Origin of the sequence: Citrobacter sp. Cpo032 (assembly GCF_030332975.1) — a bacterium.
Lineage (GTDB): Bacteria > Pseudomonadota > Gammaproteobacteria > Enterobacterales > Enterobacteriaceae > Citrobacter > Citrobacter portucalensis.
The window spans coordinates 65,997-81,683 of the sequence record NZ_JAOWGU010000044.1 but is presented as its reverse complement, the minus strand read 5'-3'; the positions used below and the strand labels follow the sequence as shown (position 1 = coordinate 81,683).

At 52.3% G+C, this 15,687-nt stretch carries 17 protein-coding genes; 9 read left to right on the top strand and 8 right to left on the bottom strand.

Features of this window, described 5'->3' with window-relative positions; translation table 11 throughout:
- Positions 1 to 68 precede the first annotated feature (68 nt).
- Positions 69 to 1,589, top strand: coding sequence for a galactose/methyl galactoside ABC transporter ATP-binding protein MglA (gene mglA, locus OGY33_RS11585; protein WP_003027396.1), 1,521 nt, complete (start codon positions 69 to 71; stop codon positions 1,587 to 1,589).
- Positions 1,590 to 1,604: 15 nt separating this feature from the next.
- Positions 1,605 to 2,615 (top strand): galactose/methyl galactoside ABC transporter permease MglC, encoded by a 1,011-nt coding sequence (mglC, locus tag OGY33_RS11580; RefSeq protein WP_003027393.1) that lies wholly within the window; start codon positions 1,605 to 1,607, stop codon positions 2,613 to 2,615.
- A 51-nt stretch (positions 2,616 to 2,666) separates the two neighbouring features.
- On the opposite strand, the gene OGY33_RS11575 is transcribed toward mglC, so the two are convergent.
- From OGY33_RS11575 to OGY33_RS11550, 6 genes are all read right to left on the bottom strand, one after another.
- Positions 2,667 to 2,906, bottom strand: a complete 240-nt coding sequence (locus OGY33_RS11575) for a DUF2542 family protein (RefSeq protein WP_003834502.1) — start codon at positions 2,904 to 2,906, stop codon at positions 2,667 to 2,669.
- Positions 2,907 to 2,908: 2 nt separating this feature from the next.
- Positions 2,909 to 3,628: an outer membrane permeability protein SanA gene (gene sanA / locus OGY33_RS11570; RefSeq protein ID WP_003027383.1), complete on the bottom strand. Its 720-nt coding sequence runs from the start codon at positions 3,626 to 3,628 to the stop codon at positions 2,909 to 2,911.
- Positions 3,629 to 3,791: 163 nt separating this feature from the next.
- A complete protein-coding gene (cdd, locus tag OGY33_RS11565; protein WP_149608286.1) occupies positions 3,792 to 4,676 on the bottom strand; it encodes a cytidine deaminase in 885 nt (294 codons plus the stop codon).
- 148 nt (positions 4,677 to 4,824) lie between these two features.
- Positions 4,825 to 5,520, bottom strand: a complete 696-nt coding sequence (locus tag OGY33_RS11560) for a CidB/LrgB family autolysis modulator (protein ID WP_003027380.1) — start codon at positions 5,518 to 5,520, stop codon at positions 4,825 to 4,827.
- A complete protein-coding gene (locus tag OGY33_RS11555; protein WP_191238293.1) occupies positions 5,517 to 5,921 on the bottom strand; it encodes a CidA/LrgA family protein in 405 nt (134 codons plus the stop codon). Before OGY33_RS11555 ends, OGY33_RS11560 begins: the two co-directional genes overlap by 4 nt.
- Before the next feature lie 131 nt (positions 5,922 to 6,052).
- Positions 6,053 to 6,961: a LysR substrate-binding domain-containing protein gene (locus OGY33_RS11550; protein ID WP_008785262.1), complete on the bottom strand. Its 909-nt coding sequence runs from the start codon at positions 6,959 to 6,961 to the stop codon at positions 6,053 to 6,055.
- 126 nt (positions 6,962 to 7,087) lie between these two features.
- On the opposite strand from OGY33_RS11550, the gene mhbT reads away from it, so the two are divergent.
- The 6 genes from mhbT (at position 7,088) to dusC (ending at position 13,079) form a co-directional block, all read left to right on the top strand.
- Positions 7,088 to 8,446: a 3-hydroxybenzoate transporter MhbT gene (mhbT, locus tag OGY33_RS11545; RefSeq protein ID WP_191238294.1), complete on the top strand. Its 1,359-nt coding sequence runs from the start codon at positions 7,088 to 7,090 to the stop codon at positions 8,444 to 8,446.
- Between the two features lie 11 nt (positions 8,447 to 8,457).
- On the top strand, positions 8,458 to 9,495 hold the full coding sequence (gene gtdA, locus OGY33_RS11540; protein WP_048234914.1) for a gentisate 1,2-dioxygenase: 1,038 nt from the start codon (positions 8,458 to 8,460) through the stop codon (positions 9,493 to 9,495).
- 15 nt (positions 9,496 to 9,510) lie between these two features.
- Positions 9,511 to 10,212, top strand: a complete 702-nt coding sequence (locus OGY33_RS11535) for a fumarylacetoacetate hydrolase family protein (protein ID WP_191238295.1) — start codon at positions 9,511 to 9,513, stop codon at positions 10,210 to 10,212.
- Positions 10,213 to 10,220: 8 nt separating this feature from the next.
- A complete protein-coding gene (maiA, locus tag OGY33_RS11530) occupies positions 10,221 to 10,865 on the top strand; it encodes a maleylacetoacetate isomerase (protein ID WP_103014205.1) in 645 nt (214 codons plus the stop codon).
- Positions 10,866 to 10,879: 14 nt separating this feature from the next.
- Positions 10,880 to 12,073: a 3-hydroxybenzoate 6-monooxygenase gene (locus OGY33_RS11525; RefSeq protein ID WP_103014206.1), complete on the top strand. Its 1,194-nt coding sequence runs from the start codon at positions 10,880 to 10,882 to the stop codon at positions 12,071 to 12,073.
- A gap of 61 nt (positions 12,074 to 12,134) precedes the next feature.
- Positions 12,135 to 13,079: a tRNA dihydrouridine(16) synthase DusC gene (gene dusC / locus OGY33_RS11520; RefSeq protein WP_003834483.1), complete on the top strand. Its 945-nt coding sequence runs from the start codon at positions 12,135 to 12,137 to the stop codon at positions 13,077 to 13,079.
- A 103-nt stretch (positions 13,080 to 13,182) separates the two neighbouring features.
- Here dusC and yohP read toward each other — a convergent pair whose 3' ends face one another.
- Both yohP and OGY33_RS11515 read right to left on the bottom strand, forming a co-directional pair.
- On the bottom strand, positions 13,183 to 13,266 hold the full coding sequence (gene yohP / locus OGY33_RS24580; protein ID WP_015572324.1) for a small membrane protein YohP: 84 nt from the start codon (positions 13,264 to 13,266) through the stop codon (positions 13,183 to 13,185).
- 70 nt (positions 13,267 to 13,336) lie between these two features.
- On the bottom strand, positions 13,337 to 14,071 hold the full coding sequence (locus tag OGY33_RS11515; protein ID WP_048224585.1) for a class I SAM-dependent methyltransferase: 735 nt from the start codon (positions 14,069 to 14,071) through the stop codon (positions 13,337 to 13,339).
- Positions 14,072 to 14,240: 169 nt separating this feature from the next.
- On the opposite strand from OGY33_RS11515, the gene mdtQ reads away from it, so the two are divergent.
- Positions 14,241 to 15,680, top strand: coding sequence for a multidrug resistance outer membrane protein MdtQ (mdtQ, locus tag OGY33_RS11510; protein WP_191238296.1), 1,440 nt, complete (start codon positions 14,241 to 14,243; stop codon positions 15,678 to 15,680).
- The last annotated feature ends 7 nt before the right edge of the window (positions 15,681 to 15,687 follow it).

Genomic DNA, 15,687 nt, shown 5'->3' with positions numbered 1-15,687 from the left:
CTCCGTATGTGGGCGCAATTTCATTGCGCCCTTAATAACGCACTCTGCAAGGCCAACAAGGTATAATTATGGTCAGCACACATACTCAGTCGTCAGGCGAATACTTGTTGGAAATGACCGGCATCAACAAGTCCTTCCCCGGCGTTAAGGCGCTTGATAATGTCAATTTAAAAGTCCGCCCGCATTCTATTCACGCCCTAATGGGAGAGAATGGCGCGGGGAAATCAACATTATTGAAATGTCTTTTCGGCATCTATCAAAAAGATTCCGGCAGTATTTTATTTCAGGGTAAAGAAATCGATTTTCATTCTGCGAAAGAAGCGCTTGAAAATGGTATTTCGATGGTACACCAGGAATTAAACCTGGTATTACAACGTTCTGTAATGGACAACATGTGGCTGGGACGCTATCCCACCAAGGGCATGTTTGTCGATCAGGAAAAAATGTACCGTGATACCAAAGCGATATTTGATGAACTGGATATTGATATCGATCCGCGTGCGCGTGTCGGCACATTATCTGTTTCACAAATGCAGATGATTGAAATTGCGAAAGCATTCTCCTATGACGCCAAAATCGTCATCATGGATGAGCCAACTTCATCGTTAACTGAAAAAGAAGTTAACCATCTGTTCACCATCATCCGTAAGCTGAAAGAGCGTGGATGCGGTATTGTTTATATCTCTCACAAAATGGAAGAAATCTTCCAGCTGTGCGATGAAATTACCGTTCTGCGCGATGGCCAGTGGATTGCGACCCAGCCGCTGGAAGGGCTGGATATGGATAAGATCATCGCCATGATGGTCGGACGTTCACTGAACCAACGTTTTCCGGATAAAGAAAACAAACCTGGTGAAGTCATTCTGCAAGTGCGTAACCTGACCTCGCTGCGCCAGCCGTCGATTCGTGATATCTCGTTTGATTTGCACAAAGGGGAGATTCTTGGGATTGCAGGTCTGGTAGGCGCAAAACGCACGGATATCGTTGAAACGCTTTTTGGTATTCGTGAGAAATCATCAGGTACGATTACGCTACACGGCAAAAAAATTAATAACCACAGTGCAAATGAAGCCATCAACCATGGTTTTGCACTGGTCACGGAAGAGCGCCGTTCAACCGGTATTTATGCGTATCTGGACATTGGTTTTAACTCGTTAATTTCCAATATCCAAAACTATAAAAACAAAGTTGGTCTGTTGGATAATTCCCGCATGAAGAGTGATACCCAGTGGGTAATTGACTCCATGAGGGTAAAAACACCGGGTCATCGTACGCAAATCGGTTCACTTTCTGGTGGTAATCAGCAAAAAGTGGTTATTGGTCGTTGGTTATTAACGCAGCCAGAAATTCTGATGCTGGATGAACCGACGCGTGGAATCGATGTTGGCGCGAAATTTGAAATTTATCAGTTGATTGCCGAACTCGCGAAAAAGGATAAGGGGATTATTATTATTTCCTCTGAAATGCCGGAGCTGCTGGGTATTACCGATCGTATTCTGGTGATGAGCAATGGTCTCGTTGCTGGAATTGTTGACACTAAAACAACAACGCAAAACGAAATCCTCCGTCTTGCGTCTTTGCACCTTTAAGATTAGGGGCTCCTCATGAGTGCGTTAAATAAGAAAAGTTTTCTTACTTACCTGAAAGAAGGCGGAATTTACGTTGTTCTTTTGGTTTTGCTGGCGATTATTATTTTCCAGGATCCCACTTTCTTAAGCTTACTGAACCTGAGTAATATTCTCACGCAATCCTCGGTGCGTATTATTATCGCATTGGGTGTGGCTGGACTGATTGTTACCCAAGGGACCGACCTGTCGGCGGGGCGTCAGGTTGGCCTGGCGGCAGTGGTGGCGGCAACTCTGTTGCAGTCTATGGAGAATGCCAACAAGGTGTTCCCGGAAATGGCGACGATGCCGATCATTGTAGTGGTGCTGATTGTTTGCGTGATTGGCGCCATTATCGGTCTGGTGAACGGTATTATCATTGCTTATCTGAACGTAACGCCGTTTATTACCACACTGGGTACGATGATTATCGTTTACGGGATCAACTCCCTGTACTACGACTTCGTCGGCGCATCGCCAATTTCTGGCTTTGACAGCGGATTCTCAACCTTTGCGCAGGGCTTTATTGCACTGGGCAGTTTCCGACTCTCCTACATCACTTTCTATGCGCTGATTGCGGTGGCCTTTGTGTGGGTGCTGTGGAACAAGACTCGCTTCGGTAAAAACATTTTCGCCATCGGCGGAAACCCGGAAGCTGCGAAAGTGTCCGGTGTAAACGTTGCGCTGAACCTGCTGATTATCTATGCGTTGTCTGGCGTATTCTATGCCTTCGGTGGTTTGCTGGAAGCCGGACGTATCGGCTCAGCGACCAACAACCTCGGCTTTATGTATGAGCTGGATGCGATTGCGGCGTGCGTGGTTGGCGGCGTGTCGTTCAGCGGCGGGGTAGGTACCGTGTTTGGCGTAGTGACCGGTGTGATTATCTTCACCGTCATCAACTACGGTTTGACCTACATCGGCGTGAACCCATACTGGCAGTATATTATCAAGGGCGGCATTATTATCTTCGCGGTCGCGCTGGACTCACTGAAGTACGCGCGTAAGAAGTAATCTGGGAAGAGAAAAATAAAACCGGTGCAGAGGCGTTCTGCATCGGTTTTTTTATTTGATAAAGAGTAACCAGATACCAGTGAACAGTGCACCAATGGCCATACCGAAATAAACGATGATATAGCTCCAGTAAGTGCTGGGTTCTTTAGCGCGAGAAATGATCATTGGCGTCTGCGAACCTTTCACTGTTTTCTCGACGATACCGGAACGCAGTCCCTTCAGGCCTTCTCTGCACGTCCAGAGAACAATCATCAGTACGCCAATAACGATAAAGATCGTTTTTCCTTCCATGCTTATTTTCCTTGTTTCTTTTGTAATTCGAGTAATTGTTCAGGCGTGACCGCCGGATACCCCTGCGCATCGTCCGGTACCTGATGCATGGTAGGGATGGGCACCAGTGGACCTAAAAAACGGGGCTCACGTTTGAAAATGTAGAGATCGGCGAGTGCGCCAAAACGCGCGCCAAATTCACGAACCCGCACGGTGAGCATATCTTTTGGCGAAGGTACGGCGTAGCACTGGGCCTGGATACCCATATGCAGCGCAATAAACAAGGCGCGCTCACAGTGGAATCGTTGAGTAATAATGATGAAATCGTTGGTATCGAACACCTTGCGGGTACGCACGATGGAGTCAAGCGTCCGAAACCCGGCGTAATCAAGCACGATGTCAGCGGGATCGACGCCTGCGGCAATCAGATCCTTACGCATCGTCATGGGTTCGTTATAGCTTTGCTGGGCATTGTCGCCGCTTAACAGCAGATAGTTTACCTTCCCGCTGTTATAGGCGTTCAATGCGCCCTGAATACGGTAGCGGTAATACTGATTGATGACGCCGGTGCGGTAATACTTCGCCGTGCCCAGAACCACACCGACCTGGCGGTAGGGCAAATCCTGCAGTTCGTCGTAAATGTAGGGAGCCGTCTTCCAGCTCATCCAGCGATCGAGTCCAAGCACAGTCAAAAGCAGCAAGCCTAGCAGGACTAACAGGCTGTAAAACACGCGCTTTAACATGCAGAAAACTCGTTATTTGGATGGAATTTCAATCAGGCTACTGTACCGGAAGACGTAGCGCAAGAAACAGCAGTCTGATTGAGGGGATTTTAGGCATTCTGCATAGTGCCGGATGGCGGTGTAAACACCTTATCCGGCCTACGAACTGGCGTTATTGAGTCGATTAACCCAGGAGAACGCGCTCAATATTATTGCAGCCCAGTGCTTTCAGCGTGGCGAAGGTCGCATCCCACTGAATCAACGGCGCGTCGGCTTTTTCAGCCAGCACGGCGCGTTGGATATCTGGATAATCATAACCGTTCAGATTCAACAGGTTTAACGCGCCCTGCAGCGGTGGCAGGGTCGGGTTAAAGGCGGCATTTTCAGCATAGCTGCCGCTAAAAATACGGCCATCTTTACACTCCAGCGCCACGCCGCTTGGGGATTTGCTGTACGGCATATGACATCTGTTGGCAGCAGTGATTGCCGCTTGGGTCAACGCATCGCCCTGCAGCGCGAAGCCGTGATCCTGCTCGTCCATCAGCAGCGTTTTAATCTCCAGATCTTTCGGGCCGAAGGCATCTGGCAGGTAATCACGCAGCATGTGTGGCGCACGTCCCGGCAGATGAATCCGTAAATCCAGTCCGCTGTTCAGTTCGTTCATAAACTGTCGACAGTGGCCGCACGGCGTGTAGTTGACGGTGATGGCGGCGAGCCCTTTTTCACCGCGCAGCCAGGCGTGGCTGATAGCGCTTTGCTCGGCATGAACAGTTTGCTGCATGGTCGCGCCCAGGAACTCCATGTTCCCACCGAAGTACCAGTTGCCGCTGATGCCGCGAGAAATTGCCCCAACGTTGAAGTTGGACAGCGGAGTACGTGCGCAGGCCGCAGCCAGCGGCAGCAGAGCGAATGCCAGCGCGTCTTCGTCCAGTCCCGATTCGCGTTTCAGCAAAGAGACCTGCTCAGCAGTCAGCATGGCGGGGAAATGTGCATCCGCCAGAACAGGGGCCAGGGCTGATTGCAAGTTATCCGCGAGTTGGGCAAAAGCAGTTTGAAAACGTGGATGCATGGCGATGCCTCATAACAATGTAATGGAATCGTAGTTTACGGGCCTGTTATGGCTTTATATGTGATCCAAATCTCATTGTGTGTGCAACTTATGAAACTTAAATGAAAAATGTGCAACGCATCGCAAATAAATAGCTAAAAAATGAAGATTAACCCACCACTGCCAGAATAATCGGGAACAGGAACGGGGCTACCAGCGAGGTAATAATGCCGCAGATGACCAGCGCCAGTGAGCTAAACGCACCTTCCTGATAGTCCAGTTCCGCACAGCGTGCGGTGCCCAGGGCGTGCGACGCGGTGCCCATTGCCAACCCACGTGCGGCCTTAGTGCGGATACGCATCGCATTAAGCAACGTATGACCAAACACTGCCCCCAGGATACCGACAAAGATGACGCATACGGCGCTGATCGCCGGAATGCCGCCAATACTGCCACCCACCGCCATAGCGATAGGTGTAGTGACCGATTTTGGCATAATAGACGCGGCAATTTGCGGTGATGCGCCCATCAACAAGGCGATTGTTGTACCTGTTACCATCGCCACAACGCTCCCGGCAAAACAGATAGCAATGATTGATTTCCAGCGGGCGCGAATCTGGTGCAACTGTTCGTATAACGGATAGGCCAGCGCGACCACGGCGGGTTGCAGCAAATCGTTCAGCACTTCGCTGCCTTTGAAATAGTGATCGTAGGGAATACCGGTCAGCAGCAGAATGGGAATGATCACCACCATGGCAACAAGCAGCGGATTCAGCAAAGGCATTTTAAAGCGAGCTGCCAGCTTACGTGCGCCAAAAAATACCGCCAGCGTAAGAGGTAACGACCACCAGATATACGACATCATTTTTTTGCTTTAGCCTCTTTTTGCCCAACGATTTTGCGCTCACCGTGCACAATGTGCGAGCTCCAACTCACCACCAGGAAAACGACCAGCGTACTGATGGTACAAGACACCACCACCGGACCAAATTGCGCGCGCAGCAGGTCAAAGTACTGCATGATCCCCACGCCAATCGGGACAAACAACAGGGCCATATAGCGAATCAGCACGTAGCAGCCGGTGTTAACCCATTTTGCCGGTAACACCTGCAAAGCCAGTAAGACAAACAGAATCAGCATGCCGATAATGCTGCCCGGAATGGTGATGGGGAGTAGCGATGCAAGAAAAATACCTGCATAGAGGCAGGCATAAATCAGGACGAATGCGCGCAAATATTGCCAGATAACGTTCAGTGCTTTGCTCATAGTTGAAACCCTTGACGAGACTGATTCATCATACAATTAAACTTAAAAACGTGCTACCGATCACATCATGAATTCTAAGCATAGAGGAAATAGATATCTGGAACATCGGGCGATGGCCCTAACTCTCCGCGCTAAACTTGTGCCAGGTAGTACAGAAAACGATTCAGGGCGGTAGTAGGCGTTTCGTTGTTGCGCCAGAATACGCCGACGCTGCCTTTTTGTTCAATCTTCGGCAGATTCAGGATAGCCAGTTGTCCCTGGGCGGCATACCGTTGTGCCAGCCGTAGAGAAAGAATAGAGATCATGTCGCTACTTTGCAGCAGGTTGGTACTGACGTTGATTGATGCCGATTCAATGATGTTTTCCGGCAACATTACGCCGTTATCAACCAGCGCGTTATCAATGCTTATCCGGATAGGGGTTCCTGTCGGCCAGACAATCCAGCGCCAGTTAGCCAGATCGTGCCAGGTGAGCAGGGGATATTTTGCCAAGGGATGATCGGGGCGGGCGACGAAACAGACCGGCTCGGTATACAGCACTTGATAATTGAGCGGCAACTGAAGCGCCCGACCGCCGACCCGACCGACGACGACATCCACCGAACCCGCGAGCAGATCGTGCAGCAGCGGGGTCATCACTTTCTCTTCAATATTTAGATGCAGGGTTGGCAGTTCTGTGAGCAAACCCAGTATTGCCTGTGAAACACAGTCGGTCGCTACCGGCGAGCAGCCAATCTTCAGACTCCCTACAAGTCCGCCTTGCTTAAAACGGGCGATTTCATACTGCGAACGCTCCATATCATTGATCAGGCGTTGGGCATGTTGCAGTAGCAACTTGCCGCCTTCGGAAGGGCGCAAGCCTTTACTGTGACGTTCAAAGAGCGTGATGCCAATCTCATCTTCGAGCTGTGATAACCATTTCGACAATGCGGGCTGGGTGATATTCATCATCCGGGCGACGTGCGTCAGATTTCCCTGTTCGCCCAGCGCGATAAGCGTTTGCAGGTGTTGCAACTTCAGTTTCTGCGCCCAGTTTGCCATTTGCTATAACCTCCAGGTTATGCCTCTGCATGAAAAGCCATTGTACATTTCATCTCCAAACATACAAAGTCGCAACATACCTAAAACAAAACAGAAATCTACTCTACCTGCACTGAGGCATTCACTATGACTCAACAACGTGATCTACAAGCACTGATCGATTCCGCCCCCGTCGGTAAGACCCAGTGGCGCGTTATCATCTGCTGTTTTCTGGTTGTCATGCTCGACGGATTTGATACCGCGGCGATTGGTTTTATCGCACCCGATATTCGCACTCACTGGCAGCTGACTGCTGGCGATCTGGCACCGCTGTTTGGTGCAGGTCTGCTGGGGCTGACCGCTGGCGCGCTGCTCTGTGGCCCACTGTCCGACCGTTTTGGCCGCAAACGGGTGATAGAACTCTGCGTGGCGCTGTTCGGTGCACTGAGCCTGCTCTCGGCTTTTTCACCCGATCTGCAAACGCTGGTTATTTTGCGCTTTCTTACCGGCTTAGGGCTGGGCGGCGCGATGCCGAATACCATTACTATGACCTCGGAATACCTGCCCGCGCGTCGGCGTGGTGCACTGGTCACCATGATGTTCTGTGGCTTTACTCTGGGATCGGCAATGGGCGGTATCGTCAGCGCACAGCTGGTGCCGGTGATTGGTTGGCACGGCATTCTGGTGCTGGGAGGCGTTCTACCGCTAATGCTGTTTGTTGCTCTGCTGTTTGCGCTACCGGAATCCCCGCGCTGGCAGGTTCGTCGTCAGTTGCCGCAAAACGTGATTGCCAGAACCGTTAGCGCCATCACCCGGGAACGTTATGACAATACCCATTTTTATCTCAACGAAGGTGCCGCGATAGCTAAAGGCAGCATTCGCCAGCTGTTCGTTGGGCGACAGCTGCCTATTACTCTGATGCTATGGGTAGTGTTCTTTATGAGCCTGCTGATTATTTATCTGCTCTCCAGCTGGATGCCAACGCTGCTTAACCATCGTGGAATTGATCTGCAGCATGCCTCCTGGGTAACTGCCGCCTTCCAGATTGGAGGAACGCTGGGGGCACTGGCGCTGGGTGTGCTGATGGACAAATATGACCCTTTCCGCGTGCTGGCCGTGAGTTATGCGCTGGGCGCAGTGTGCATCGTCATGATTGGCCTGAGCGAAAACGGTCTGTGGCTGATGGCACTGGCTATTTTTGGCACCGGCATCGGCATCAGCGGTTCTCAGGTTGGTCTTAATGCGTTAACCGCTACGCTTTATCCGACACAAAGCCGGGCGACGGGCGTCAGCTGGTCTAATGCAGTGGGGCGCTGCGGCGCGATTGTCGGCTCGCTTTCCGGCGGGGTGATGATGGCGATGAATTTCTCATTCGATAACCTGTTTTTCATTATTGCCGTCCCGGCGGCCATCAGCGCGGTAATGCTTACGCTGCTGACGGTTGTTATCCGCCAGTCGGCCTCTGCCTCAAATACTCTGCCACGCGCAGGTGTTGTGAATGAATAAGGAGAATCCCTATGTCTGAACTGAATCAGGACGTTAAGAACAGCCGTCAGCAGTTTTACCAGCATATTTCCGGGCAGAATCTGACCCCGCTGTGGGAGTCGCTGCACCGCCTGGTGCCGCCAACACCGAACGCACATTGCGCGCCTGCGTACTGGAACTATCAGGAGATCCGCCCGCTGCTGCTGGAAAGTGGCGATCTGATTGGCGCGAAAGAGGCGATTCGCCGCGTGCTGGTGCTGGAAAACCCAATGCTGCGTGGACAGTCTTCAATCACCCCAACGCTGTACGCGGGATTGCAGTTAATTATGCCGGGCGAGGTTGCGCCGAGTCATCGTCATAATCAGTCTGCACTGCGCTTTATTGTCGAAGGGAAAGGCGCATTTACCGCCGTGGACGGTGAGCGCACCCAAATGCATGAAGGCGATTTTATTCTGACGCCGCAGTGGCGCTGGCACGATCACGGCAACCCGGGCAGTGAACCGGTGGTGTGGCTGGACGGTCTGGACCTGCCGTTGGTGAACCTGCTGGGCTGTGGCTTTGCGGAAGACTACCCGGAAGATCAGCAGCCGGTCACGCGCAAGGAAGGGGATTACTTACCGCGCTACGCGGCCAATATGCTGCCGCTGCGTCATCAGAAAGGTAACTCATCGCCGATTTTTAACTATCGCTACGATCGCAGCCGTGAAGCACTGCATGACCTGACCCGCATGGGCGACGCCGATGAGTGGGACGGTTACAAGATGCGTTACGTCAACCCGGTAACCGGCGGTTATCCCATGCCTTCGATGGGAACCTTCCTGCAACTGTTGCCGCAGGGCTTTTCCTCACGGATGGCGCGTACCACCGACAGCACTATCTACCACGTGGTGGAAGGAAGTGGGCAGGTCACCATCGGCAACGAAACCTTCAACTTTTCGCCAAAAGATATCTTTGTGGTGCCGACCTGGCACGGCGTGTCGTTCCAGACCCACGAAGATACCGTCTTATTCAGTTTTTCGGACAGACCGGTTCAGGAAGCACTGGGGTTGTTCCGCGAAGCACGCTATTAATTTGGGAGAGAGAAAATGACGCAATACGTATTTGAACCACAAGCGCCTGTTACCGTTCCGGTTGTTGGCTGTGATGAACAATTTCCTGTGCGCCGTGTTTACTGTGTGGGCCGTAACTATGCCGCACATGCCCGTGAAATGGGCTTTGATCCGGATCGCGAACCGCCGTTCTTTTTCTGTAAACCTGCCAATGCGGTAGTCCCGGTGGCGGCTGGTCAGATCCTCGAACTGCCGTACCCATCGCAAACCGATAACTATCACTATGAGATAGAGCTGGTGGTGGCGATTGGCAAAAAAGGCAGTGATATTCCGCTGGAAAAAGCGCACGAATATATCTGGGGCTATGCCACCGGTCTGGATATGACTCGCCGTGATCGGCAGATGGAGATGCGCCAGATGGGGCGTCCGTGGGAAATTGGCAAAGCGTTTGATCTCTCCGCACCCATCGCGCCGCTGCATAAAGCCAGCGAAAGTGTGGATGTTAACAATGCGCCAATCTGGTTGCAGGTCAACGGCGACGATCATCAGCGTAGCGATATTCGCCACCTCATCTGGTCTGTGAATGAAACCATCAGCTATCTGTCTGGTTTCTTTGAACTGCAGCCGGGCGATCTGATCTACACCGGTACCCCAGAAGGCGTGGGGGCGGTAGTTAAAGGGGATGTGATCACCGGAAACGTAGACGGTTTAACCCCCATCGCCGTGAAGATTGTCTGAGGTGGATGATGAAGCTGTACAGTTTCTTTAATAGCTCGGCGTCATATCGGGTGCGCATTGCGCTGGCGCTGAAGGGGCTGGATTACCAGACGGTGGGCGTCAACATTCGCATCGGTCAGCAGAACGAACTGGCCTACCGACGGATGAACCCGGTGGGACTGGTGCCGACTCTGGTGACCGATGACGGAGAATCACTTGGGCAGTCGCTGGCAATAATTGACTGGCTGGATGGCCACTTTCCGCAAACGCCACTGCTGCCTGCCGACTTCCCGGTGCGCAGTAAGGTGCTGGAAATTGTCTATGCCATCGCCTGTGATATCCACCCGGTGAATAACATGCGGGTACTGCGCTACCTGAGCGAAGAGTTAAAGGTCAGTGAAGAAGATAAAAAACGCTGGTATGCACACTGGATCCAGCAAGGGTTAAGCGCGGTGGAACAGATGCTGCGCCAGAGCCATTCGGGGACGTTCTGCGTGGGTGATGCGCCAACGCTGGCGGATTGCTGTCTGATCCCACAGTGGGCGAACGCGTTACGTATGGGCTGCGATCTGAGCGGATATCCGCGCTGTAAGGCGGTATATGATGCCTGTACTCAGCTTCCGGCGTTTATCGCAGCCGCGCCCGAGAATCAACAAGATAAAATTCCAGCCTGATAAGGAGAACGACAATGGCTAAAGTGACACGCGCAATTATCGTGGGTGGCGGGATTGGCGGCGCGGCGACCGCGCTATCGCTGGCCCGTCAGGGCATTAAAGTGATGTTGCTGGAGAAAGCGCACGAGATTGGTGAAATTGGCGCGGGTATTCAGCTCGGGCCGAATGCATTCTCTGCTCTGGACAGCCTTGGCGTGGGAGAAGTCGCCCGTAAGCGTGCCGTTTTTACCGACCACATCACGATGATGGATGCGGTAAATGCGAAAGAGGTGGTCCGCATTGAAACCGGCCAGGCGTTCCGCGATCACTTTGGCGGTCCTTATGCGGTTATCCATCGGGTTGATATTCACGCCAGCGTTTGGGAAGCGGCGCTGGTGCATCCTAACGTTGAGTATCGCACTTCAACTAACGTGGTTGATATCCGCCAGACAGAGAATGACGTGACGGTATTTGATGAGCACGGCAACAGCTGGACGGCAGATATTTTGGTGGGCTGTGACGGTGTGAAGTCGGTTGTCCGCCAGTCTCTGATTGGCGATGCGCCACGGGTTACCGGACACGTGGTCTATCGCGCCGTGATTGATTGCGATGATATGCCAGAAGATTTACGCATTAACGCACCGGTTCTGTGGGCCGGACCACACTGTCACCTGGTGCACTATCCGCTGCGCGGCGGTAAGCAATATAACCTGGTGGTGACCTTCCACAGTCGTCAGCAGGAAGAGTGGGGCGTGAAGGATGGCAGCAAAGAGGAAGTGCTCTCCTATTTTGCGGGTATCCATCCGCGCCCGCGCCAGATGCTGGATAAACCGACATCATGGCGGCGCTGGTCCACTGCCGACCGCGAGCCGGTAGAAAAATGGGGAACCGACCGCATCACGCTGGTGGGAGACGCCGCGCACCCGGTTGCGCAATATATGGCACAGGGTGCCTGTATGGCGTTGGAAGATGCGGTAACGCTCGGTAAAGCGCTACAGCAGTGTGGTGGCGATGCGGCTGATGCCTTTGCGCTGTATGAGTCGGTGCGTATTCCGCGTACCGCACGCATCGTCTGGTCAACGCGTGAAATGGGCCGTGTCTACCACGCCGCAGGCGTCGAGCGTCAGGTACGTAATCTGCTGTGGAAAGACAAATCGCAGGCAGAGTTTTATCGCGGTATGGAATGGCTGTACGGTTGGAAAGAAGATAACTGTCTGTTGCCGCGCTGAGCCTCTTTAATCTCCCGAACGGAGGCGCTACCATAGCGCCTCTTTTTTTGCGGGTGACGATATGCGTGTTTTACTGGCGCCGATGGAAGGCGTGCTCGACTCACTGGTGCGCGAGCTGCTGACTGAAGTGAATGATTACGATCTGTGCATCACCGAGTTTGTGCGCGTGGTGGATCAGCTCCTGCCGGCAAAAGTATTTCATCGACTCTGCCCGGAACTGCATAACAACAGCCGGACGCCATCCGGCACGTTGGTTCGCATTCAGCTGTTAGGACAGTATCCGCAGTGGCTGGCGGAGAATGCCGCACGAGCGGTAGAACTGGGCTCGTACGGTGTCGATCTAAACTGTGGCTGTCCATCGAAGCTGGTGAACGGTAGCGGCGGTGGCGCAACATTATTGAAAGATCCTGAGCTTATCTACCGGGGCGCAAAAGCTATGCGCGAGGCGGTCCCGGCTCATCTTCCGGTGACGGTGAAAGTTCGTCTGGGCTGGGACAACAGCGACCGGCAGTTTGAAATTGCCGATGCCGTCCAGCAAGCTGGTGCCAGTGAACTGGCGGTGCATGGCCGAACCAAAGAGCAGGGCTACAAGGCGGAACATATCAACTGGCAGGCGATTGGCGAGATCCGCCAGCGGCTGACCATACCGGTTATTGCGAATGGTGAAATCTGGGACTGGCAGAGCGCCCAGGATTGTATGGCCATCAGCGGATGCGATGCGGTGATGATCGGACGTGGCGCATTAAATATTCCGAACCTGAGCCGCGTGGTGAAATACAACGAGCCGCGTATGCCGTGGCCTGAAGTCGTGACGCTGTTGCAAAAATATACCCGCCTTGAAAAGCAGGGGGACACCGGGCTGTATCATGTAGCGCGGATTAAGCAGTGGTTAGGGTATTTGCGCAAAGAATATTCAGAGGCAACAGAACTGTTTCAGGAAATTCGTGCGTTAAATAATTCGCCGGATATCGCACGTGCGATTCAGGCTATCGAGATTACTGCCTGATCTCAGTTCCAGTAGGCCGGATAAGGCGTTTACGCCGCCATCCGGCATCAGAGAGAAGAATAGCCTGAGATTTCTGCTATCAGGCCTGGGCGAAATGACGACATCAGAAAATCATCTTAAACACGCCTGTTACCACCAATAGCCCAATCAGAAAAATAATCAGAATTACCCACAGCAGAATTTTCATTAACTTTCCTTTTTTTGGTAAGTTCAGATTGAGTATAGGAAAGTATCAATCATTCTGCCTGGAGGCGTTGTTATGCAGGTTTACGTGCGCTGAGCAGAAACACCATCGGCCGCTCTTTTTCTTCATCTAAAGCCGGGTTTTCAGCAATCTGTTGCGCGGACGGTCCCCATTCATCGACACAAACGATCTCGAATCCGGCGGCAATCAGCGCATTAATCCAGGTCGCCAGCTTACGGTGCTGTTTTTTGACGCCTTCAGCAAACCAGTTACTGATGCGCTCACCTTCCTGCTGATAATGATTAACCGGCCAGGACAGCTGCCCAGTTTTATCTTTTATCCAACCCTGATTAAGCGGTGCGGTATAAATTGGATGCTCGGCAGAGAAAACTAACATACCGCCTGGTGTTAATGACTGGTAAATGGTTACGAATAATCGTTCTATATCGTGCAAATAGTGCAGGGCAAGCGAGCTATAAACCAGGTCAAAAGAATTTGGGGACAGGGTTAGCGTTTCGAGATCTTCACGCTGATAAACGATGCCATTACCCTGCGTCATACTGTGTGCCTGGGTTAACATCTTTTGTGAAATATCCAGTCCCATTACACTGGCTGCCTGATTATCGCGCGCGTAGCGGCAAAACCAACCATATCCACAGCCCAAATCAAGAATATTTTTGCCTTGAAGAGAGGGGAGCATCGCTTGTATTGTCGGCCATTCTGGCGCGCCGTCGAGTCCCTTTACTGAACGATCCAGCGTGGCATATCCGGCAAAGAACTCAGGATTGTCATAGATATTCTGTGACATAACATCTCCATCCATTAATTATTAAAATTATTTAATCTATATTATTTACTAGGTGTATATTTTGCTGATTATATATTTTTATTGCCAAAGATGTATTGCCACGCGTAACTAAAAAAGCAACAGCGACAAGTCGTAATCTCTGCACATCTTTTCTTACCTGTATATCTCCATGAATCGTAATTCTGTGTTTGTCACGACGGCATTGTTGCCGCTTTTTGTTCTGATGTCTGGCTGCGCGCCGATGCATGATGACCGCCAGTCTCTGTCACAGCAGACGCCTGCCGCAAATGTCGATACCGCATTGCCTGCCGCGTTAAAAAATGGCTGGCCGGACAGCCAGTGGTGGAAGGCATATCACGACCCCCAGCTTAATGCGTTGATTGAAAGCACGTTGCGAAATTCTCCTGATATGCAGGTCGCGGAACAGCGCATTCAACTGGCGGAGGCGCAGGCTAAGGCCGTGGAAGCACAAGATGGCCCGGAGATTGACTTCTCCGCAGACGTTGAGCGTCAGAGAATGTCAGCCGAAGGGCTGATGGGGCCGTTTGCCATTACCGATCCGGCCGCCGGGACGACAGGGCCGTGGTACACCAACGGTACTTTTGGTTTAACCGCCGGCTGGAATCTGGATCTGTGGGGTAAGAATCGGGCCGAAGTGACTGCGCGTATAGGAGCCGTTAAGGCGCGTGAGGCTGAGCGCGAGCAAACCCGGCAGCTGCTGGCGAGCGGTGTCTCCCGTCTTTACTGGGAATGGCAGACGCAGGCGGCGCTGAAAACCGTGCTGACGCAAATCGAAAGCGAGCAGCAAAATGTGATTACCGTCGATCATCAACTGTATCAAAACGGCCTCACTTCTTCGGTGGAAGGCGTCGAAACCGATATCGATTCCAGCAAGACAGAGCAGCAGCTGAACGATGTCAGCGGTAAAATGAAGGTGATTGAGGCGCGCCTAAGCGCGCTGAGCAACTCGCAGTCCGTTGCCCTGAAGCTCCATTCGACCAAACTGCCCGTGGTTGAAAGTCAGCTTCCGTCCCAGCTAGGTTATTCGCTGCTGGCCCGTCGACCAGATTTGCAGGCAGCACACTGGTACATTGAGTCATCGCTGAGCAGTATTGATGCGGCGAAAGCGGCGTTTTATCCCGATGTGAATCTGATGGCATTTTTACAACAGGATGCGTTACATCTGAGTGACCTGTTCCGCCATTCCGCGCAGCAAATGGGCGTAACCGCCGGGTTGACGCTGCCTATCTTTGACAGTGGCAGACTGAATGCGAATCTCGATATTACGAAAGCGCAAAGTAATCTGACAGTGGCGAATTACAACAAAGCTGTGGTGGATGCGGTGAATGACGTGGCACGTGCGGCATCGCAGGTAGAAACACTGGCGCAGAAAAATCAGCATCAGCAGCAGATTGAACATGACGCTCAGCGCGTAGTGGGGCTGGCGCAGGCGCGCTTTAATGCGGGTATTATTGCGGGCTCCAGGGTCAGTGAGGCAAAGATCCCGGCATTACGTGAACAGTGCAACGGTCTGATTTTACAAGGCCAGTGGCTGGATGCCTCAATCCAGTTGACCAGCGCGCTGGGCGGCGGTTATCACGCATCCTGATTGTTCG